General features: G+C 41.4%; 20 protein-coding genes. 13 read left to right on the top strand and 7 right to left on the bottom strand.

Annotation, left to right across the window (positions count from 1 at the left end; all coding sequences use genetic code 11):
- Positions 1-208 precede the first annotated feature (208 nt).
- Both L0B70_RS05850 and L0B70_RS05855 read left to right on the top strand, forming a co-directional pair.
- Positions 209-2,407 (top strand): glutamine synthetase III, encoded by a 2,199-nt coding sequence (locus L0B70_RS05850; RefSeq protein ID WP_235143347.1) that lies wholly within the window; start codon positions 209-211, stop codon positions 2,405-2,407.
- Positions 2,408-2,720: 313 nt separating this feature from the next.
- Positions 2,721-3,410 (top strand): C40 family peptidase, encoded by a 690-nt coding sequence (locus L0B70_RS05855; protein ID WP_235143348.1) that lies wholly within the window; start codon positions 2,721-2,723, stop codon positions 3,408-3,410.
- A gap of 321 nt (positions 3,411-3,731) precedes the next feature.
- Here L0B70_RS05855 and rodA read toward each other — a convergent pair whose 3' ends face one another.
- Genes rodA through L0B70_RS05880 form a run of 5 tightly spaced genes read right to left on the bottom strand, consistent with a single transcriptional unit; the run spans position 3,732 to position 9,380 of the window.
- The gene (gene rodA / locus L0B70_RS05860; RefSeq protein ID WP_235143349.1) at positions 3,732-4,961 is read right to left on the bottom strand and encodes a rod shape-determining protein RodA; all 1,230 of its coding nucleotides are present in this window, start codon (positions 4,959-4,961) and stop codon (positions 3,732-3,734) included.
- Positions 4,958-6,976, bottom strand: a complete 2,019-nt coding sequence (locus L0B70_RS05865) for a penicillin-binding transpeptidase domain-containing protein (RefSeq protein WP_235143350.1) — start codon at positions 6,974-6,976, stop codon at positions 4,958-4,960. The genes rodA and L0B70_RS05865 overlap by 4 nt, the downstream gene beginning before the upstream one ends.
- The gene (locus L0B70_RS05870) at positions 6,973-7,479 is read right to left on the bottom strand and encodes a rod shape-determining protein MreD (RefSeq protein WP_235143351.1); all 507 of its coding nucleotides are present in this window, start codon (positions 7,477-7,479) and stop codon (positions 6,973-6,975) included. Before L0B70_RS05870 ends, L0B70_RS05865 begins: the two co-directional genes overlap by 4 nt.
- The gene (gene mreC / locus L0B70_RS05875; RefSeq protein ID WP_235143352.1) at positions 7,476-8,327 is read right to left on the bottom strand and encodes a rod shape-determining protein MreC; all 852 of its coding nucleotides are present in this window, start codon (positions 8,325-8,327) and stop codon (positions 7,476-7,478) included. Before mreC ends, L0B70_RS05870 begins: the two co-directional genes overlap by 4 nt.
- A gap of 27 nt (positions 8,328-8,354) precedes the next feature.
- Positions 8,355-9,380, bottom strand: a complete 1,026-nt coding sequence (locus L0B70_RS05880) for a rod shape-determining protein (protein ID WP_235143353.1) — start codon at positions 9,378-9,380, stop codon at positions 8,355-8,357.
- A 251-nt stretch (positions 9,381-9,631) separates the two neighbouring features.
- Between L0B70_RS05880 and hemA the strand changes: the two genes are divergently transcribed.
- From hemA to hemE, 4 genes are read left to right on the top strand one after another with little or no spacing between them, the layout of a single operon-like run.
- A complete protein-coding gene (hemA, locus tag L0B70_RS05885) occupies positions 9,632-10,906 on the top strand; it encodes a glutamyl-tRNA reductase (protein WP_235143354.1) in 1,275 nt (424 codons plus the stop codon).
- Complete coding sequence (hemC, locus tag L0B70_RS05890) at positions 10,893-11,804, top strand: hydroxymethylbilane synthase (RefSeq protein ID WP_235143355.1); 912 nt, start codon at positions 10,893-10,895, stop codon at positions 11,802-11,804. Before hemA ends, hemC begins: the two co-directional genes overlap by 14 nt.
- Positions 11,805-11,837: 33 nt before the next feature.
- Positions 11,838-12,518, top strand: a complete 681-nt coding sequence (locus tag L0B70_RS05895) for a uroporphyrinogen-III synthase (protein ID WP_235143356.1) — start codon at positions 11,838-11,840, stop codon at positions 12,516-12,518.
- 19 nt (positions 12,519-12,537) lie between these two features.
- Positions 12,538-13,566: a uroporphyrinogen decarboxylase gene (gene hemE, locus L0B70_RS05900; protein WP_235143357.1), complete on the top strand. Its 1,029-nt coding sequence runs from the start codon at positions 12,538-12,540 to the stop codon at positions 13,564-13,566.
- A gap of 49 nt (positions 13,567-13,615) precedes the next feature.
- Here hemE and L0B70_RS05905 read toward each other — a convergent pair whose 3' ends face one another.
- The gene (locus L0B70_RS05905; protein ID WP_235143358.1) at positions 13,616-14,140 is read right to left on the bottom strand and encodes a GNAT family N-acetyltransferase; all 525 of its coding nucleotides are present in this window, start codon (positions 14,138-14,140) and stop codon (positions 13,616-13,618) included.
- An 85-nt stretch (positions 14,141-14,225) separates the two neighbouring features.
- Here L0B70_RS05905 and L0B70_RS05910 point away from each other — a divergent pair, with 85 nt between their 5' ends.
- The 5 genes from L0B70_RS05910 to L0B70_RS05930 all read left to right on the top strand — a co-directional run bounded on the left by L0B70_RS05910 (position 14,226) and on the right by L0B70_RS05930 (position 18,880).
- The gene (locus L0B70_RS05910; protein WP_235143359.1) at positions 14,226-14,657 is read left to right on the top strand and encodes an META domain-containing protein; all 432 of its coding nucleotides are present in this window, start codon (positions 14,226-14,228) and stop codon (positions 14,655-14,657) included.
- 75 nt (positions 14,658-14,732) lie between these two features.
- Positions 14,733-15,998: a GTPase HflX gene (gene hflX / locus L0B70_RS05915; protein WP_235143360.1), complete on the top strand. Its 1,266-nt coding sequence runs from the start codon at positions 14,733-14,735 to the stop codon at positions 15,996-15,998.
- Between the two features lie 18 nt (positions 15,999-16,016).
- A complete protein-coding gene (locus L0B70_RS05920; protein WP_235143361.1) occupies positions 16,017-16,937 on the top strand; it encodes a glutaminase in 921 nt (306 codons plus the stop codon).
- Positions 16,937-17,650 carry a DNA alkylation repair protein gene (locus L0B70_RS05925; protein ID WP_235143560.1) on the top strand — a complete coding sequence of 238 codons (714 nt, stop codon included), beginning with the start codon at positions 16,937-16,939 and terminating at the stop codon, positions 17,648-17,650. The genes L0B70_RS05920 and L0B70_RS05925 overlap by 1 nt, the downstream gene beginning before the upstream one ends.
- A gap of 153 nt (positions 17,651-17,803) precedes the next feature.
- Entirely contained in the window at positions 17,804-18,880 is a 1,077-nt protein-coding gene (locus tag L0B70_RS05930) for a calcium:proton antiporter (RefSeq protein WP_235143362.1), read from the top strand.
- A gap of 2 nt (positions 18,881-18,882) precedes the next feature.
- On the opposite strand, the gene L0B70_RS05935 is transcribed toward L0B70_RS05930, so the two are convergent.
- Positions 18,883-19,266 (bottom strand): group III truncated hemoglobin, encoded by a 384-nt coding sequence (locus tag L0B70_RS05935; protein WP_235143363.1) that lies wholly within the window; start codon positions 19,264-19,266, stop codon positions 18,883-18,885.
- A 212-nt stretch (positions 19,267-19,478) separates the two neighbouring features.
- On the opposite strand from L0B70_RS05935, the gene L0B70_RS05940 reads away from it, so the two are divergent.
- Together L0B70_RS05940 and L0B70_RS05945 are read left to right on the top strand one after the other, a co-directional pair.
- A complete protein-coding gene (locus L0B70_RS05940) occupies positions 19,479-20,438 on the top strand; it encodes an ion channel (RefSeq protein ID WP_235143364.1) in 960 nt (319 codons plus the stop codon).
- A gap of 3 nt (positions 20,439-20,441) precedes the next feature.
- Positions 20,442-20,933, top strand: a complete 492-nt coding sequence (locus tag L0B70_RS05945) for a YkgJ family cysteine cluster protein (RefSeq protein WP_235143365.1) — start codon at positions 20,442-20,444, stop codon at positions 20,931-20,933.
- Positions 20,934-20,968: the final 35 nt, after the last annotated feature.

Consider the following 20,968-nt stretch of genomic DNA (forward strand, 5'->3'; position numbering starts at 1 on the left):
TACATATATGGTAGAATTCCGAATTCTGTCCTGATAGCCGCCTTTTTTAATGATAGTTTAATATTGCGGGAAGCAAAATTCGACGATAAACATTAATTTAAAAATAATTTGGAAATCAAACTTTTTGCAAACACCCCTAAAAAAATTGGGGTTATTTTATTTTGAATTGATTTTTATTGTAATTTTGTCCTCATAATTCAATACAACCATGGCATATTTAAGATTTAAAGCATTAGAAATGCTTTCCTTTAAAGATTATAGAAAAGACAATGCAGTGGAAGTTCCTGCGAAACTGTCGGAATTATTCTGCCAAAATGTGTTTTCGGAGGAAACGATGAGATCTTACCTCACGCAGGAAGCCTTCAAATCCATTCAGGACGCAATAAAGCGAGGCACCAAAATTCAGCGGGACGTTGCCGATCAAATTGCAGTTGCGATGAAGGACTGGGCCTTGAGTAAAGGTGCAACGCACTATACGCATTGGTTTCAACCCTTAACGGGTTCCACGGCAGAAAAGCACGATTCTTTCTTCACGCCTTTCGAAAGCGACCGTGCCATTGAAAGATTTTCGGGCGGAATGTTAATTCAGCAGGAGCCTGACGCTTCTTCTTTTCCAAACGGGGGAATTAGAAATACGTTCGAGGCGCGAGGATATACCGCCTGGGATCCCACTTCGCCGGCGTTTATCGTTGGTACAACGCTTTGTATTCCTTCGATTTTTATTTCTTACACAGGAGAAACTTTAGACTATAAAGCACCTTTATTAAGGGCCTTGCATGCAGTTGATACAGCGGCAACAGATATTTGCAGATCCTATTTCGATAAAAATGTAACCAAGGTAAGCCCGACTTTGGGTTGGGAACAGGAATATTTCCTGGTTGACTCGGCCCTGTATCAATCGCGACCTGATCTCGTTATTACAGGGAAAACCTTGATGGGGCATTCGCCCGCTAAAGGACAGCAGTTGGATGATCATTATTTCGGCTCCATCCCCACACGGGTGATGAACTTTATGAAGGAGCTCGAGATCGAGTGCATGAAGTTGGGAATTCCCGTAACCACACGTCATAACGAAGTTGCCCCAAACCAGTTCGAGTTGGCGCCGATGTTCGAAGAGGTGAACGTTGCGGTAGACCACAACTCCTTATTAATGGACATTATGGCGAGAGTGGCGCACAAACACCACTTTCATATTCTCTTCCACGAAAAACCTTTTGCCGGCGTTAATGGAAGTGGAAAACATAACAACTGGAGCATGGCGACGGACACGGGAGAAAATCTTTTAAGCCCCGGAAAAAATCCAAAGAAAAATCTACAGTTTCTTACCTTTTTCGTGAATACGATTAAAGCGGTTCACGACTATGCAGATTTATTACGTGCAAGCATTGCATCTGCAAGCAACGATCACCGTTTGGGTGCCAATGAAGCGCCGCCCGCAATTATTTCTACCTTTATAGGAACACAACTTTTCAGTGTTTTGGAAGAATTGGAAAAAGTGACGGACGGAAAGTTATCGCCGGAAGAAAAAACAGAACTTAAATTAAATGTTGTAGGAAAGATCCCGATGATTTTGCTGGATAATACAGACCGCAACCGAACTTCCCCGTTTGCCTTTACCGGAAATAAATTTGAAATCCGGGCTGTAGGTTCTTCTGCGAACTGTGCAGAGGTGATGACGGTGATGAATTCGATTGTTGCGAAACAGTTGCAGACCTTCAAAAAAGAAGTTGATGCGCTCATTGAAAAAGGATTGAAAAAGGATGAAGCCATTTTCAATATTTTGAGAGAGTACATTAAACAGTCAAAAAACATCATGTTCGAAGGCGATGGTTATTCGGAAGATTGGGCGCTGGAAGCAGAGAAACGCGGTTTAAGTAATTTAAAAACGACGCCGGAGGCTTTAAAAAGAGAGATGGACGATAAATTTGTGGCACTTTACGAAGAGTTGGGAATTTATACACACCGGGAAATCGAAGCCCGGAATGAAATTAAGTTAGAAAAATATTCTACCGTTATTGGAATTGAAGCCACAGTGCTCGCCGACATTGCCCGGAATCACATTATTCCATGTGCTTTAAATTATCAGAACCGATTGATTGAAAACGTGAAAGGGCTTAAGGATATCTTTGGCGAAAAAGAATTTAAAAAATTGGCCAGCGAACAGATGAATATGATCGCAGAAATATCGGAGCATGTGTCCATTATTAAAGTTGAGGTCGACCGTTTGCTCGCTGCGATTACAATGGCGAAAACCGCTGATAATTCTCAGACGATGGCCGAAATTTTCTGTAATGATGTTAAGCCGCTCTTTGATAAAATCAGGAATTCAGCAGATGAGTTGGAAATGATGGTTGATGATGAGCTTTGGCCAATGACTAAATATCGCGAATTACTATTCACAAGATAAAAGCATTAACATTCAAGATCCCGCATTGATTGCGGGATTTTTTTTGGTATTAACTCCATTGTCATAGAAGAATGTAATAAAGCGCATAGATGGTTTGAATAAATGTTAACAAATCATAATAAAAATAAAAACGCAATCACCAAATTACGGCGATTGCGATTCATTTTCTCTTAACATTACATTCTAAAATGTTAAAATGTGTTAAAATGACTTTTATGAAAAGGTGTTTTCACCTGTACATTAAGGGTAATACTTACTTTTGCTTTGCATTTAAAAACAAATATCACTTTTTAACACAGGAAATCAAATATATATGAAGAAAAGAGTTTTGGTTTATTTGGTTGGTGCGATTGCTACATTTTCAATGCAATCTTGTGTTACCAACTACACAGTATCTGCTCCACCAACCTATATTAATGAATACAAATCAGATGCCAAACTTGCATCTATTGATCATAAAAAACTAGAGATTGCTAAACTGCAATTACTTAACAGCTTTAAAGAAGAAAAAGCAGCTGCAGCGAAAAGTTTAGAAGCTTCAATTAAAAATGAAGAAATCGCAAAAACGGTAAGATTCACAAGAAAAATCGACGATATTTTAACAGAAGCAGAATCTTACTTAGGAACTCCCTACCGATATGGTGGAATGACCAGAAAGGGAATCGACTGTTCTGCCTTCGTGCTTTCAGTTTTTGGTGCCGCGGCGGGGATGAATTTGCCTAGAGTTGCAGCTTCACAAGCACAGGAAGGAGAAAAAATTGATAAAGAAAACCTTCAGAAAGGAGATTTGGTTTTCTTTTCCCACAGCAGAGGAAGAATTTCTCACGTAGGAATCGTGGAAAATGTAACGGAAGACGGTCAAATCATGTTCATACATGCAGCCACCTCGAGGGGCGTAATGATATCTTCGCTGAATGACTCGTATTGGGGACCAAAATTTAGATTTGCGAAGCGGGTAATGTCTCAGGAAGTCTTTAACAGTAATTTTGCAAATAATAATTAAACGCAGATATTAATAATTGATACGAAAGCCACCAGCAATGGTGGCTTTTTTCGTGCAGAATTTTAATACACTGGAAGGTTTCATCAAGCTTCAGTTTAATATTGAACTTTCCGAAGAAGCGATATAAAGTACAATCTAAAAGCAATAAGCACTGTTGAATTAAAAGCTTTTTATCGATGCCATTCTACAGTTTGTTGCGAAGCTATTAAACCTTTAAGTGCAAGCTATTTATATGTTCGCACTGTACTTCTTTAAGACAGAAGACGGTTGTAAGAACAAAATAAATTCAACAAGAAGAAGCATCAGACAAATTCTTAGACATTAAACCAAACTGTTCTGATCCGTATAATTAAGTTTAAAGAAAATAAAGGTCATAATTGAAAATGCCAGGAGCGAAGAACCTCCGTAACTAAAAAAGGGCAGAGGAATACCAACTGTGGGAAAAAGGCCCATTACCATCCCTAAATTAATGGCAAAGTGCATAAGCAGGATCGAAGCAAAACAATAGCCGAAAACGCGGTTAAAAGTCGATTTTTGCCGTTCTGAAAGATAATAGATCCGTCCAATAAATATTGCGTAGAAAATTACCAGCAGCGAAGCACCAAAGAATCCCCATTCTTCACCCACCGTACAGAAAATGTAATCGGTTTCCTGTTCCGGAACGAATTTACCCTGCGTTACAGAGCCTTCTTTATAGCCTTTTCCGAAAAATCCGCCGGAGCCAATTGCCGTTTTTGAATAGAGCAGGTTGTAACCGGATGTATCCCGGAAGGCCTTTTCGCCTTTGTATAATACTTCAATCCGTTCTCTTTGATGCTTCGGCATTTTCTCTAAAATAGTGGGCGTAATAAAAGCCAGCCCACAAAGCAGTATGAAAGAACCGCCGAAATTTGCGAGGGAAAAAATATTCCAGTTGATTTTATGATAATTGAACAGAATGACGAAGCCATAGATTACCGCCACGCCGAGAATTACATAAACGGGATCGACCGCAAGCGCCACCAGGAAAACCGCAGCTAAAATTCCACCGACTCCAAAAAACCATCCACTTAACCCTTCCCGAAACAAGGCGATAAAATACGCCGTGAATACCAGCAGCGAGCCAACATCCGGAATTGCCAAAACCACTGCTGCAGGAATACCGATAATGGCAAGAGACGTCCAGAGCGATTTTTTAACCTTTAAATTAAAATCTGGCCCCGAGACATAATTCGCGAGCATCAGGGAAACCCCGATTTTTGCAAATTCCACGGGCTGCATCGTGACTCCGCCAAACTTGTACCAGTTTTTTTGGCCTAAAATTTCAGTTCCAAACGGAAAAAGACCAATGAGTAACAGAACTCCGCCCACATAGATGATGCTCGAAAAATTTTCGAAAAACTTGGTCCGCATCATAAAAATCATCAAACCAACCACGAGCGAAATCCCGAAAAAAATCAGTTGTTTTTTCCCGAGCGTTTCGTCCACACTATAAATATTCGCCACTGCAAAACTGGAGATGGCGAGATACATAAAAATGCTGGTTTTATCTAATCCTTCTGTCCACTTCATTTGGCGGGGGTATTACTTTTTAATCTTGTTCGAAGGGAATCTCTTTTATAAATCAGTTTAGTTCGTATCGCCGGGTTTTTAATAAATTTCAGACTGTCTTCTATATTCTGAATTTTTACGGAGTCTTTGTTGGGTTCTTTGTAAAGCCCTTTCCTTTTCAGTTCTCCCACCCATTGTCTTTGATATTCCGGCATAAAACTGGCGTTTACCAGCTTTTTGTAAAGTTGTTCGCGCTTTAAGTCGCCCGTCAGGTATTTTTCTGCAATAGCGGTTGCGGCAGGCCCAGCCCAGGTGCCACCGAAGCCGGCGTGTTCGAAAACAGCCGCAATAACGATTTTAGGATTTTCTGCGGGTGCCGCCAAAACGAAAATAGAATTATCTTTTCCCTGCGGAACCTGGGCTGTTCCTGTTTTTGCGAGCATGGTGAAATCATTGGATTTTAAACTTCTTGCGGTTCCGTTTAAAACTACGGCTTCCATCCCTTTGATGATGGGTTCGAAATGTTTCGGTTCGACCAGAGTTTTATGCTTTACTTTAAATCTTGGATCCGGGTTTGGTTTTCCATCGATGGATTTTACGATATGTGGCGTATAATACCAGCCTCTGTTTACAATTGCTGCAACCACATTGGCCATTTGTAAAGGCGTTAAAAGAACATCGCCCTGGCCCATCCCGTTAAAAATTGAACCGTTCATCGTATAAGCAGAACTCCAGTCTTTTTTGCCGCCACTTCGCTTTTCGTAAAATTCGCCCGTCGGAATTCGGCCTTTAGAACCTACCGCAATATCATTATTCAGAAATTCGCCGACGCCAAAACTGCTCATGATTTTTTTCCATTCATTAACTCCTTTGGTGGGATTACCCGGATATTTATCCATAATAGCGATATAGGCATGAGAGAAATAGCAATTGCTCGAAACCTGAATCGCGGGAATGAGCGGATCTGCACCACCGTGACCTTTAATTCTTAAACCTCTGTAATAAAATCCTCCACCACACGGAAAGATGGTATTTTCATCCATCACCCCCATCTGCATGGCGGCCGCGGCGGTTAGCAATTTGAAAGTGGATCCCGGCGGATAAGCTGCCTGCACGGACCGATCGAAAGTAGGGCGGTTGTTATAAACCGTATCCATTTGCAGCCGATACAGGTTTTTGGTTTTTTCCGGTCCGATGAAAAGATTCGGATCGATATCCGGGCCGGTGGCCAAAACCAAGATTTCTCCCGTCGCCGGATCTATCGCCACAATGGCGCCCTGCTTATTCACCATCATTTCCTCGGCCATTTTCTGCAGATCGTAGTCGATGGTGAGCGTAATATCTTTTCCGGTAACTACGTCTTTATCTAACGTACCGTTTTTGTAGGAACCGATGCTTCGCAGCCGAATGTCTTTCTGAATATACTGCACTCCTTTTTCCCCGCGCAGCTCCTTTTCATAGGATTTCTCAACCCCGGTTTTTCCGATAAAGTCGCCCGGTAAATAATACAGCGAATCTTTTTTAATCTCCCGATCATTCACTTCATTCGTGTAGCCTAAAAGATTTCCAGAGGTGGAAACCTCATACTGTCGTTGTGGCCGCGAAACAATATTAAAAGCAGGGTACTTAAAAATAATTTCCTGAATTCTTGCAATTTCTTCCCGGCTTAGGTTTTTCGTAAAGGTGATCGGTGTGAGCTTCGAATAATATTTTTCCTTTTTAATTGCATTAATTCTGGTGATGAAATCGGCTTTGGTGATCTTCATTAAATTACAAAAATCCAAAGTATCAAAATCCGGACGCATCAGCGCCTCCGTGAAAGAGATCTCGTAAGAGGGCTGATTGCCCACCATAATTTTTCCGTTGCGGTCGAAAATGACGCCGCGTTGCGGAATTATATATTCGGTTTTAATGGAAGTGTTTGCCGCATTTAAGGCATATCGGTCTGTAAAAAGCTGCAGATAGGATAGTCTCGCGATAAATATTAAAGCAAGCAAAATGAGAACAGCAGTGATTTTGAGGTATTGTGATTTCAAACTTTTTGTTTGATTTTAAATGCTAAGGAGTAGAGCAGTATAAATATAAACGAAATCGCACTGGTTGCCAAAATATTGAGGAAGATTTCGAAAATGCGGCTCAGTTTAAAAAATTCAATATACTGCACCAAAAATTGGTGTAAAAAAATACTGGAGAATATAAAAAACAGATATTGCGACCACTGCAACGTTTGAAAGGAGAAAAAATCGGTGGACGTATCGGTTGAAGTCCGAAAAATTAAGGTTCGGAAATAGGCGATAACTAAGGTGGCAAAAGCATTGATTCCCCATGTGTAAAGAAATGCATCGATGCCGAGACCCAAAAGAAAACTCAACGCCAAAAACTGAAATTTATTTCTAAAGAATGGATAAAACATGATGAATACGGGATACAAAACCGGCGTGTATTTTCCGAAGAGCGTAATCCTGTTCAGCACAAAAATTTGTAATGCAATCAGCAAAACAATCATCAGAATATCTGTAAATAAGGTTCTGCTTATCATTTCTCTTTGTTTATCGTCGCCTGCAACGTATCCTGAATTTTCTGAACTTCTGCTTTTTTCAGGTTTTTAACCACATAAATTTTGCTGAGGTTTCCCATTTTTTCGCTCAGTTCCACAGAAATGTCCCAGAAGCCGGTTTTGCTGTCCACTTCATACCCGGAAACTTTTCCCACCATCACGCCTTGCGGAAAAAGCGCCGATTTGCCGTCGGTGATTATGGTATCGCCTACCTGAAGCGGAACATATTTCGGAATATCCGAAAGATGCATGGTTCTGGAGTCGTCGCCGCGCCAGGTTAACGTTCCGAAATAGCCGGATTTTTTCAGGGAAGCATTAATTTTTATTTTATTGATGCTTAAAACAGATTGTACCAAGGCATAAGATTCTGTCGTGTTAATCACGATTCCCGCGATGCCTTTCGGTGCCATTACCCCCATTTTTGGCAGAACGCCGTCTCTTTTTCCACGGTTGATGGTAAAGTAATTGTCTTTTCTGTTAATGCTGTTAAAAACGATTTCGCCATCCACGAAGGTATAAATCTGTCCGCCACCGATGGTATCGTGAACTTTACGAAACTGCGGCAAAGTGGTGGAGTTTTTACCGTAAACCTGCTCCATCAAATCTTTATTTTGAGAGACCAGCTGATCGTTAATCTGCTTCAGTTTCAAATAAGAAGCACCTTCGTCAATATACCCGGAAACCCAGGAATTGAAGGCCGCGGTTTGCCCCGCAACCCAGGACTGCTGCATTGAATTTCTGCTGAAAATCAAGACCAAGGCAATGAGTTGCAGAAATATAAAGAAGACGAATAGGCCGTTCTTCGAAAATAATCTCAGCAAAAATCCCATCGGTTAATGTTCGTAAAAAGTTAAAATTTATTTAATAAGGAAGTTGAACTTATCCATGTTTTTTAAAGCGATGCCTGTTCCGCGAACTACGGCTCTCAAAGGATCCTCCGCTACAAAAACGGGAAGTCCGGTTTTTCGGTGAAGTCGGTCTGCAAGTCCTCTCAATAAAGCGCCACCACCTGCAAGATAAATTCCTGTCTTATAGATGTCTGCGGCCAATTCCGGCGGTGTAAGAGAAAGCGTTTCCATCACAGCATCTTCAATACGGATGATTGATTTGTCTAAAGCACGGGCAATTTCTTTATAGTTAACCATAATTTCTTTTGGCTTACCCGTAATTAAGTCACGCCCCTGTACCGGCACGTCTTCAATATCGACATCTAGTTCTTCCACGGCAGAACCGGCTTCAATTTTAATTCTTTCGGCGGTTCTTTCTCCGATATATAAATTGTGGTGTGTTCTTAAATAATACGCAATATCATTGGTGAAAACGTCGCCCGCGATCTTTACGGATTTGTCGCAAACGATGCCGCCCAAAGCGACAACTGCGATTTCCGTAGTTCCACCACCGATGTCGATGATCATGTTACCTTCGGGTTTTTGCACATCAATGCCAACTCCTATTGCCGCGGCCATTGGTTCGTAAATAAGGCGTACTTCTTTCGCATTTACTTTTTGCGCAGAATCTCGTACGGCTCTTTTTTCCACTTCCGTAATGCCGGAAGGAATACAGATTACGATTTTTAATGTAGGTTGAAAAAGTTTTCCTTTGATGCCCGGAATTTGTTTGATGAATTCCTTGATCATATGTTCAGACGCATGAAAATCAGCGATAACGCCGTCTTTCAAAGGTCGGATGGTTTTAATGTCTTCGTGGGTTTTGCCCTGCATATGTTTCGCTTTCTCCCCAACCGCAATTGGTTTTCCGCTGCTGCGTTCGATAGCTACGATAGATGGCTGATCAATAACGATCTTGTTGTTGTGTATAATAAGTGTGTTCGCTGTTCCCAGATCTATCGCGATATCCTGCGTGAACATATCAAATAACCCCATTTTTTGCTGATTTTTTTAAGTTTACAAAGATATAAATTTAGAACCGTTCTAAAAATTACATTTCAACTAATTTTGGTTAAAGTTTTATTAAAGTTGGTGTGGTGAATAGTATAACTTTTTTATTCTGCAAATATTTCATTTAGAAGGGTAAATAAGTATTTTGATGAGCTTTTTGTCTCGATTTTGATGATAATCTTCATGCTGCATTCTAACCCTGTTTTCAATTAAAAATCTTAAATTTGCGATTGCTTATGAATCAGGATTCCAACATTCACAAAACTGCTAATTTTGCCGTTCTAAGTATCAGTTTCGAGAAAGCTGATGCCGAAACGCGGGGTAAATTCTCTTTTTTTGATGAAAATATCAAAAATTTTGTCCGCGAGATTCATGATCAAAATATGGGTGATGCCTTTGTGGTTTCTACATGCAACCGCACGGAAATTTATACCACCACCCCAAACTATCTGCTGATTGCAGAAATGTACTGCAAAATTATAGGCGTCAGTTTAACCGAATTCATGAAGTATGTGAATGTTTTGAAACGCGAAGAAGCGCTGAACCATCTTTTTCGCGTAGCTGCCGGCTTGGAAAGTCAGATTATCGGCGACTTCGAAATTATTGGGCAAATTAAAAATGCCTATTACCGCTTCAAAAAAGAAAAGCAAAATTCCAATCCCTTTCTCGAAAGATCCATCAATTCGGCCATCCAAATTTCAAAAAGAATCAAGAATGAGACGGGAATTTCAAATGGGGCAGCTTCCGTTTCTTACGCGGCGGTGCACTACATTTTGAAAAATCAACCCCAGATTTCCGAAAAAAATATTTTATTGCTCGGCGTCGGCGAGATTGGGCAGAACACCGTGGAAAATCTTGTAAAACACGTTTATCAGCCGCGCGTAAAAATTGCGAACCGAAGTTTAGACAAAGCTGAAAAAATTGCAGAAAAATATAAGATTCCACATATTGAATTTGATCAGTTTCAGGAAGAATTAAGCAAAACCGATATTCTAATTGTCGCCACCGGCGCGCAACACCCCATTATCAACAAAAGCCATTTTCCGAACGGCAAAGAGACGCTGGTTATCGATCTTTCGATTCCGAATAATGTGGAGAAGAATATTACCGACAATACAAATGTAAGTTTGGTGGATGTTGATGAGCTTTCCCTTCATATCCGCGAAACCATGCTGCAGCGTCAAAAAGAAATTCCGAAAGCCGAAGAAATCATCAAAGAGATGACGAAAGACTTTATGGAGTGGGAAAAGAAACGAAAACTGGCCCCAAATATTCATCATTTCAAAGCAGCTCTGAAAAATATGGAGCGCAAAGAGATGCACAATATTCACAAAAAACACAAATATGTCGCGGTTGATGATATGGAACTTTCGGATAAAATGATCCAGAAAATCACCAATCGCTTTGCAAAATACATCATCGATAATCCCTGGAAAGCAGAGGAAATCAGCAAGTTGATGCATGAGATCTTAGTCGAACAACCCAATAACGAATTCAATGAGAAGCATTAAAATAGGCACCCGAAATTCTCCACTTGCACTTTGGCAGGCGCGCGAAGTTGCCAGAAATCTTCAAAATAAAAATTATAAAACCGACATTGTTCCGATCCTTTCCTCCGGTGACAAAAATCTTACGCAACCACTTTATACATTAGGAATTACCGGTATTTTTACGAAAGATTTAGATATTGCGCTCTTGAATAAAGAAGTCGATATCGCCGTGCACTCCTTAAAAGATATCCCCACCGAACTGCCGCAAAACCTCAAAATAATTGCGGTTTTAGAACGCGATTATCCGGAAGATGTTTTGGTACGGAAAAAAGATTCTGCCACGCTGGACCTGAAAAATCTCAAAATTGCCACAAGCAGCTTGAGACGCCGCGCTTTTTGGCTGCGCGAATTTCCCGAAACCCAATTTTCCGACATCCGCGGAAATGTTCAGACAAGATTAAAGAAACTGGAAGAAAACGATTTCGACGCGACGCTCTTTTCCCTCGCAGCAATTGCCAGAATGGGTTTAAATGTTGATTATGAACAGCTTCCGATGATGATTTCGGCACCTGCGCAAGGTGTGGTGGCGGTTTGCGGCAGAAGTGATGATGCAGAAATACAGGAAATTTTCGAAAGCATTAATCATAAAAAAACGCAAATCTGCATCGATATCGAAAGAAGTTTTCTCAATACATTGGAAGGCGGCTGTACCGCGCCAATTGGAGCCTTTGCCGAAATTAATGATCAAAATGAAATCCGTTTCGTAGGACGGTTATGTTCCTTGGACGGAAAAAACTGTATTGAAACCGATGAAATCTTCGCCTGGAATGAAGCAGAAAATCACGGCAAAAGGCTGGCAGAAAAAATTCTGCTGAACGGCGGTCGGGAACTGATGCAGGAAATTAAAAATTCATTATAGTCTCGCGTTTTCTCGCGATCCTTAAAAATACTTATGAAAATTCTTTTCACAAAAAAACTAAGTAAAGTAATGATTTCCAAGAAATTAGGAAGTCATTTTTCTTATGATTTTTTAGAAGTGATTAAAATCAAACCTTTGAAAGTTGAACCTTTCGCATTAAAAAATAAATCGCTTGTCTTCACGAGCGTCAATGCTGTAGATTCTTTTTTTGCCAATGATTTCAAGCCGAATGAAAACTTCGTGGAGAAAAATTACAACAAGATTTATGCAGTGGGCTTGAAGACCAAAGCCGCCCTGCGGAAACGCGGTTTCGGAACCTTTAAAGTCGCAAAAAATGCGCAGGAGCTTTCCGAATTTATTATCGACAACAGCACAACCGAAAAATTCCTCCATTTTTGTGGCGATCTTGCCTTAGATGTCTTAGATAAAACATTACCTCTGCAGAATATATCTTACAAAAAGATCGTCGTTTACGAAACCAGCCTAATCTATCCGGAAGTTTCCGGCGATTATGATGGCGTGTGTTTTTTTAGTCCGAGCGGAGTTCGTAGTTTTGCAAAGTTTAATTCTTTGGACCACCTGCAGTTGTTTTCAATTGGCGAAACAACTGAAAGTGAGCTGAGGAAATTCACAAAAAATCCAATTATAACAAGTAAAGAAAGCAATCTCGACGATTTGCTGAAATTAATTTCTGCGCAGAAAAAACAAAACTGAGCGGGGAAAATCTATTATTATGATTAAAAATGACCTGTATTTAAAAGCGTTAAGAGGCGAAACCGTTGACAGACCACCGGTTTGGATGATGCGGCAAGCCGGCAGATTTTTACCGGAATTTCGGGAACTACGCGATAAATACGATTTTTTTACAAGATGCCAAACGCCGGAACTGGCCTCGGAAATTACGGTGATGCCGATTCGCCGCTATCCTTTGGATGCTGCCATTTTGTTTTCGGATATTTTGGTGATTCCGCAGGCGATGGGCATGGATTTCGAGATGCGCGATGGTGTTGGGCCCTGGTTAGAAAAGCCCATCCGCACCTTGGAAGATGTGCAAAACGTTTACGTGCCCAACGTGAATGATACTTTAGGTTACGTTTTCGACGCCATCGAAATGACTTTACACAAACTGGATAATGACATTCCGTTGATCGGTTTTGCGGGATCTCCCTGGACGATCCTGTGCTACTGCGTTGAAGGAAAAGGCTCCAAAACTTTCGACGTGGCCAAAAAATTCTGTTTCCAAAACCCGGAAGCCGCGCATTTATTGTTGCAGAAAATTACAGATACCACGATTGCCTATTTGAAAAGGAAAGTAGAGAAAGGCGTTTCTGCCGTTCAGGTTTTCGATTCCTGGGGCGGAATGCTGTCGCCGGAAGATTATCAGGTTTTTTCTTACCAGTATATCAATCAGATTGTTGAGGCTCTGAGCCCTTTAACCCACGTTGTTGTTTTCGGAAAAGGCTGTTGGTTTGCCTTGGAAGAAATGATGCTGTCCAAAGTTTCGGCGCTGGGTGTCGACTGGACGATTCGGCCGGAAATGGCAAGAACTTTAACCAATCAAACGATGACTTTGCAGGGAAATTTTGATCCCGCAAGATTATATTCTTCGCCGGAAACCATCCGAAAAATGGTAAACGAAATGATCGATCGGTTTGGAAAAGACCGCTATATCGTTAATCTTGGCCACGGAATTTTACCCAATATTCCACTGGAAAACGCCGAAGCATTTATTCGCGCTGTTGTGGACTGGAAGCAGAATTAAGCTTTAGCTTTAAAAATATAGAGAACGCATCACCGGTGCGTTCTTTTTTTTATTTGAATTTTTCCGTCTCGTAGTACATCAATTCCACGTCATCGCCGGGAAGCTGAACCATTTTTACGTATTTCAAACCGAGCTTTTCTATCAATTTTCGCGAGGCAATATTTTCTGTAACTGTAATTGCAGAAACCTTCGTGATTCCAAAATCTGAAAAAGCTTTTTCCAAAAGTTTGGACGCCGCTTCGAAGCCGTAACCTTTCCCCTGAAATTCATCCAGAAAAGAAAAACCAATGTCGTGCACATCGAGGCCGTCGCGCTCGAAAATTCCTACGGAACCAATTTTAGCGTTGTCAGATTTACGTACGATCAAATAATTACCGTAACCCAATCTTTCGATCTGCGGGAAAAATTTCTCCTGAATATAATTTTCTGCATCTTCCAGGGTTCGAAGTTTTCGATCGCCAATAAATTCGATAAATTTCGGCGAATTATAAAGTTCGAAAATAAAAGGCGCATCGGCGACGGACATTGGTCGCAGCACCAAGCGTTCGGTCTCCAGATTTTTAATTTCCATCATTTTATTGCCATTTAAAGATTTGCAGAGGATCACAAATTTAAAGAAAAGGTGGCACAGAAATGGAAGTGTAGTGGAAAATTTAAAAATGAAAAAAATTATAACGGGCTTTTTAGCCATTTTCGCGCTGCTTTTTTTAGCGAACTGTACGTCGCAAATGCCAACTCCAGCTAACCTTAATAAAGAATGGATGTTGGTGCAATTTCAGGATTTCAGCAAAGATCTCATGGTAAGCAGCAAAGCCAACATGAACTTAACCAATATTAATCAAGCCGGAAAGTTTACCGCCAATATGGGCTGCAACAGCATGTTTGGCACCGCAACTTTCAATGCGAATGGAAATGTAACATTTTCGGATGTTGGAAGCACGATGATGTACTGCGATAAAGCCATGGATTTGGAAGCCGCGTTTGGCAAAGCTTTGCCTACGATGACGAACTTTAAGATTGACGGTCATTATTTGACGCTTTCCGACAACACGGGAAAAATGATGAAATTTCTAGCCGCCGATTGGGACTAGAAAATTAAAGATAGAATTTAATCTCAGAGCATTTTTATCTGAGATTTTTTATTGCTGAAATTCAAATTATTATCTTTGTACAAATGCCGAAAGGAAATTTATGTTAGAAAAAAAGATCACAACTACGAAAAAGCCGTACTGGTCGGCTTAATTACGCAAAATCAGGACGAAGATAAACTTGTTGAATATATGGATGAGTTGGACTTTCTCGCTTTAACAGCGGGAGCTTCCGTCGTGAAAAGATTTACCCAAAAATTAACGCAGCCGGACTCCAAAACATTTATTGGCAGCGGGAAAGCCCAGGAAATAAGAGATTACGTAAAAGAAAACCATATCGGGACCGTAATTTTCGATGATGAACTTACGCCTTCTCAGCTGAAGAATCTCGAAAAAGAAATGGAAGTCAAAATTCTGGACCGCACAAATTTGATACTTGATATTTTCGCCCAGCGCGCGCAAACTTCTTACGCAAGAACGCAGGTTGAGCTGGCGCAGTACCAATATCTGTTGCCGCGGTTAACGCGAATGTGGACCCACCTCGAAAGACAAAAAGGGGGAATTGGAATGCGTGGTCCGGGTGAAACAGAAATCGAAACCGACAGACGAATCATTCGCGACCGGATTACTTTACTCAAGGAGAAACTCAAAACCATCGATAAACAAATGTCCACACAACGACAAAACCGGGGAAAAATGGTGCGTGTTGCGTTGGTGGGTTATACGAATGTGGGAAAATCCACGCTGATGAATTCCATTTCGAAATCAGAGGTTTTTGCCGAAGATAAACTCTTTGCAACGTTGGATACCACGGTGCGCAAAGTGGTTATCGGAAATTTACCCTTCCTTTTAACAGATACCGTTGGTTTTATCCGAAAATTACCGACGCAGCTCGTCGAAAGTTTTAAATCGACGCTGGACGAAGTGCGGGAGGCTGACCTTCTTATTCATGTCGTGGATATTTCCCACGAAAGTTTTGAAGACCACATCAATTCCGTGAACCAGATTCTTGTAGAGATTGAAGCCCATCAAAAACCCATGATTATGGTTTTTAATAAGATTGATGCTTTCTCTCATGAGGTGAAAGAGGAAGACGATCTAACACCGGAAACCCGTAAAAATATTTCGTTGGAGGAATGGAAGAGAACCTGGATGTCGAAATCGCAATATCCGACCGTTTTTATTTCTGCGCTGACGAAAGATAATTTCCCGGAGATGAAAAAAATGATTTACGACGAAGTTCTAAAAATTCATATCTCGAGATTTCCGTACAATGATTTTCTGTTTGAATATCACGAAGAAGAAGAGGAAGTTAAAGAGGACCAACCATTGGAACTGGAATAATTTCGCTCAACATCAAACGTGGGAAAAGACTATCGCCAAATTATTGCAGATACGTATGCAAGCATTTTATCTCAGGAAAATCTGGGCAAAGTTCCCGATTATATCCCCGAAATCGCCTGCATTGATGAGAACAAATTCGGTGTTTCTTTCACCGATCTGAACGGATTCAATTTTGGGGTGGGCGATTTTGAGGAAAAATTTTCCATTCAAAGCATATCCAAAATTTTTGCGCTGTCTTTCACTTATGAAAAGTTGGGCGAAGAATTGTGGAAGAGAGTAGATGTGGAGCCTTCCGGCACCGCCTTTAATTCTTTGGTACAGCTGGAAGCCGACCATGGCATTCCACGAAATCCCTTTATAAATGCGGGCGCTTTGGTTATTTGCGATGTTCTTTTAGAAAACTGCAAAAATCCGAAAGACGAAATTCTTCTTTACATCCGCGAACTTACGGACGACGAGTCCGCGGATTTCAATGAAAAAGTTGCCGCGAGCGAAATGCAGAACAGTTTTCGAAATGCCGCGATGGCCAATTACATGAAATCCTTCGGCAACATCAGAAGCCAACCCGATGCGGTAATCGAACTGTACTGTCATCTTTGCTCCATCGAAATGTCCTGCAGACAGCTAAGCAAAAGCCTTCTCTATTTGGCTAACGGCGGAAAACTTCCCGGAAGCAACAAACATATTATTTCCCTTAATAAAGCCAGAAGAATTAATGCGATCCTGCTTACATGCGGATTTTACGATGAATCCGGCGAGTTTTCATTTTTGGTAGGCCTGCCCGGAAAAAGCGGCGTAGGTGGCGGCATCATTGCGCTTTACCCGGAACATTACTGCATCGCCGTGTGGAGTCCGAAATTAAATCCGAAAGGCAACTCCTACCGCGGCATGAAATTTCTGCAGGAGTTCACCATGCAAACACGGGAATCTATTTTTTGATAATGGTTGAAGAAATTAAAGAAGCTTTAAAGGCACTCTCTGTAGCAGAAAAGGCGGCGTTTTATCCCTCTTTTTTCAAAACAGGAAAGGGACAGTACGGCGAAGGCGACGAATTTATCGGCGTCAGCGTGCCCGATCAGCGGAAAATTGCAAAAGAATATTTCCAAAAAATATCTTTGGATGAGTTGCAGGAGTTGTTATCGTCCAAAATTCACGAACACCGGCTGTCAGCTTTATTGATGCTGGTTCTGAAATTCGAAAAAACAAAAGATCCTGAAGAACAGGCTGAGATCGTTGCGTTTTACCTTCAAAACAAAAAATTCATCAATAACTGGAATTTGGTCGATACCTCGTGCTATAAAATTTTGGGACGGTTTTGTTTCGAAAATGACGATGATTCCATTTTAAAAAGCTTAGCCGAAGAAGATCATTTATGGAGCAGACGAATTGCGATAGTCGCAACAATGTTCCATATTAAAAAAGGAAAATTCAATTTGACAAAAGAGTTGGTTCTTAAAAACCTGAACCACGAACACGATCTGATGCAAAAGGCGAATGGCTGGCTTTTGCGCGAGATGGGTAAAAAGGATGAAACGGAACTTTTGAATTTTCTTAACCTTCATTACAAAAAGATGCCGCGAACTTCGCTTCGCTACGCAATCGAAAAATTAGACGAAAATCTGCGTCAGGATTATCTACAGTCCCGAATTTAAGACGTTTTCTAAAATGTTTTGAAAGGTTTTTGCATGAAATTGTTCCGCGAAGAAGTTAAACTCGGCATCACGCCGTTTTAAAAAATATACCCTGGACCAATAAATTAATATTACTTTTTAGTGTTTTTTTTGTATTTTATCGCAAATCAAAATATGAAATTAAAGGCACTCCTTCACTGGACCATCATTTTCCCCTTACTTGCAGGTCTTTTTTACCTGTTCGGTTTTTTAAACAACACGGCACTTAGCAATATAATTGGTGCGCTTCTTTTATTTGTGAGCGTTTTGGCAGCCGTTCATCACGCCGAAGTAATTGCCCATAAAGTGGGCGAACCTTACGGAACGATTATTCTCGCGATCTGCATCACCATTTTGGAGGTGGGTTTAATCATTTCTTTTATGCTTTCCGGCAGCGAAGGATCACAAACGTATGCACGAGATACAGTGTTTGCCGCGGTGATGTTGATTCTTAACGGTATTCTTGGAATCTGTATTTGGATTGGCAGCAGAAAATACAAAGAGCAGTTTTTCATCACCAATTCGGCGACGTCTTATTTGGTGTGCTTGGTGGCCATTTTAGTTTTAACTTTAATTTTACCCAACTACACTTCAAGTGCGCGCGGCCCGTATTATTCCGAAGCGCAGCTCGTGTTTATATCACTGGCCTGTCTCACGGTTTACAGCAGTTTTTTAACCTTTCAAACCGTTCGTCACCGGAATTATTTTGTTATCGAATCGCCGGACGAAACTTTGCACGAGGCAGATCCGCCTTCCATGGAAAATACGTTGCTGAGTCTCGCAATGCTCATCATTTGCCTGGCGACGGTTATTTTTATGGCAAAAGGACTTTCGCCTGTTATTGAAGAGTTTGTAGAAAATATTGGTGCGCCGCGGGCATTAGTTGGCGTGATTATCGCCGCGGTTGTTTTGTTGCCCGAAGGGCTGGCCGCAATTCGTGCTGCCCGTAACAATCAAATTCAGTCTTCCATCAATTTGGGCCTGGGCTCGGCCTTGGCGAGTGTGGGTTTAACGATTCCTGCAGTTTCCGCCGTGTGCATCTATTATGATATACCCTTTGTTTTGGGCCTCGATATGAAATCGATTATTTTATTGGCGCTCTCGGTTTTCATCGTCATGCTTTCTTTGAGCCGCGGCAAGACCAATCATCTTTACGGAACCGTGCTTTTGGTTAATTTGGCCGCGTACATTTTTACCGTAATTGTGCCTTAAAATTATTCCAGTTTTTTGGCCGTCTCCATTTTATAACCCATGAGATTGGCGATGTTGGTGGCTTTGTAGACCGCCATTTCTGCCATTTCTCCGACAAAATTTTCTTCCACCGTTTGCGTCCACAACTTTACCCAATGCGCGAAATGCGCTTTCTGCATCGCCAATTTTTTATTGATGGGAAAATGCACCGCCATTGGGTTCCCTTTGTACGACACGTTTCCGAGAAGCAAAGTTTCCCAAAAGGAATACATTTTCGGCAGGTGGTGGCTCCAGTCCACTTTGGCAACATCATTAAAAAAGAAACCGATGGTTTCATCCGTGGCCACTTTTTCGTAAAATTTATCGACCAGCAATTCAATATCCTCTCGTGTTTCCAAATTTTTCATACTTCAAAATTAAGACAATTTACAGCCAAGTCGTATGACCGAAGTCATTGATTATTTTTTTTGGGCGGACAATTCGCGCTATCCGCTACTACTCCTCAATCGGCGGCTCCACTTCGTTCCGCCGCCTCTTTGCGGGGTAACCGCTCCTATCGCGGCCGCAGATTCTGCCCCAAACCCGGCGTAGTTTCCTAATTTTCAAGTAATTTTGCATCATGGCAAAAATGAAGGGCAGATTTTCCCGCCTAAAATCCCGCGAAGACAGTGGCTTCAGTTCTAACGCCACCGGAAGGTTTGTCAACAAAAACGGCACGCCCAACATTCGCCGCGCCGGCCTTTCCCATCCCTTCGAAAAGTACAGCTGGTATCATACTTTGCTCGATTTGCCCTCCTGGAAGTTTATTCTCTTTCTCATTTTCGGCTATATTCTCGCCAATCTCGGTTTTGCTTTAATCTATTTTTCCATAGGCATCGAGCACCTCACCGGAATCGACAAAAGCACGCCGCTTAATGAATTCACCGATGTTTTCTTTTTCAGCTCCCAAACTTTTACCACCGTGGGTTACGGCAGAATTGCGCCCGTTGGTTTTTTAGCCAGCATGGTGGCCACTTTCGAAGCTTTTTTAGGACTACTGGGTTTTGCCATCGCCACGGGTTTGTTTTACGGAAGATTCTCGCGGCCGCGCGCATTTTTGAAATTCAGCAGAATCGCATTAATCGTGCCTTTTCAGGAAACCACAGCCCTGATGTTTCGAATGGCACCGTATAAAAATAACCTCTTAACCGATGCCAACATCGTTTTAACCTGCGCTGTCGAAGATGTGGAGGAAGATGGGACATCGAAAAGCAAATTTTTTACTTTAGAAACGGAACTCAGCAAAATCAACACTTTGTCGCTCAACTGGACCGTTGTACATAAAATTGATGAAAATTCTCCCTTTTTCGATTTGACCGAAGAAGATTTTAAAACCCTGGATATCGAAATTTTTGCTCACGTTCGGGCTTTCGACGAAGTGTTTTCAAATACCGTGGTGCAGCGCACGTCGTATGTTTCCCGGGAAAATGAAATTCTTTTCGCCGAAAAATTCAATCTGATGTACGCGCCCTCCCGGGATCAGAAAACCACCATTTTAAATCTGGATTTAATCGATTCTTATCGTCCCAGAAGTTTATAAACCATGAATTTAGAATATTACAAAGAACAGGCACTTCAAAAACAAAAAGAACATAAAAAAGTTCTGGAGAATTTGAAGCGCAAACCGCCAAAAGATCTCGATTACATGGTTCAGGAAACGCATGACGAAGTTTTTGAGAAGATCGATTGCCTGCAATGTGCCAACTGCTGCAAAACAACTGGGCCTTTATTTGTAGAAAAAGATATCGAGCGCATTTCGAAACACCTTCGCATGAAGCCGGCAGAATTTGAAAGCAAGTTCTTACGTACCGACGAAGATCAGGATAAAGTTCTGCAGGATCTTCCGTGTTGGTTTTTAAATACAGACAACACGTGTTCAATTTACGAAGTTCGGCCCAAAGCCTGCCGCGAATTTCCGCATACCGACCGAAAAAAGATTTATCAGATCAATCATCTAACCGTGAAAAACACGCTCATTTGTCCTGCCGCATTTGAGTTCGTGGAGCAAATAAAAAAGCGCCTCGGGAAGCGCTAAAGTTTTAAAGTACTCTTAAAGTTTAATAATTAAAG

Origin of the sequence: Kaistella sp. 97-N-M2 (assembly GCF_021513235.1) — a bacterium.
Taxonomy (GTDB): Bacteria; Bacteroidota; Bacteroidia; order Flavobacteriales; family Weeksellaceae; genus Kaistella.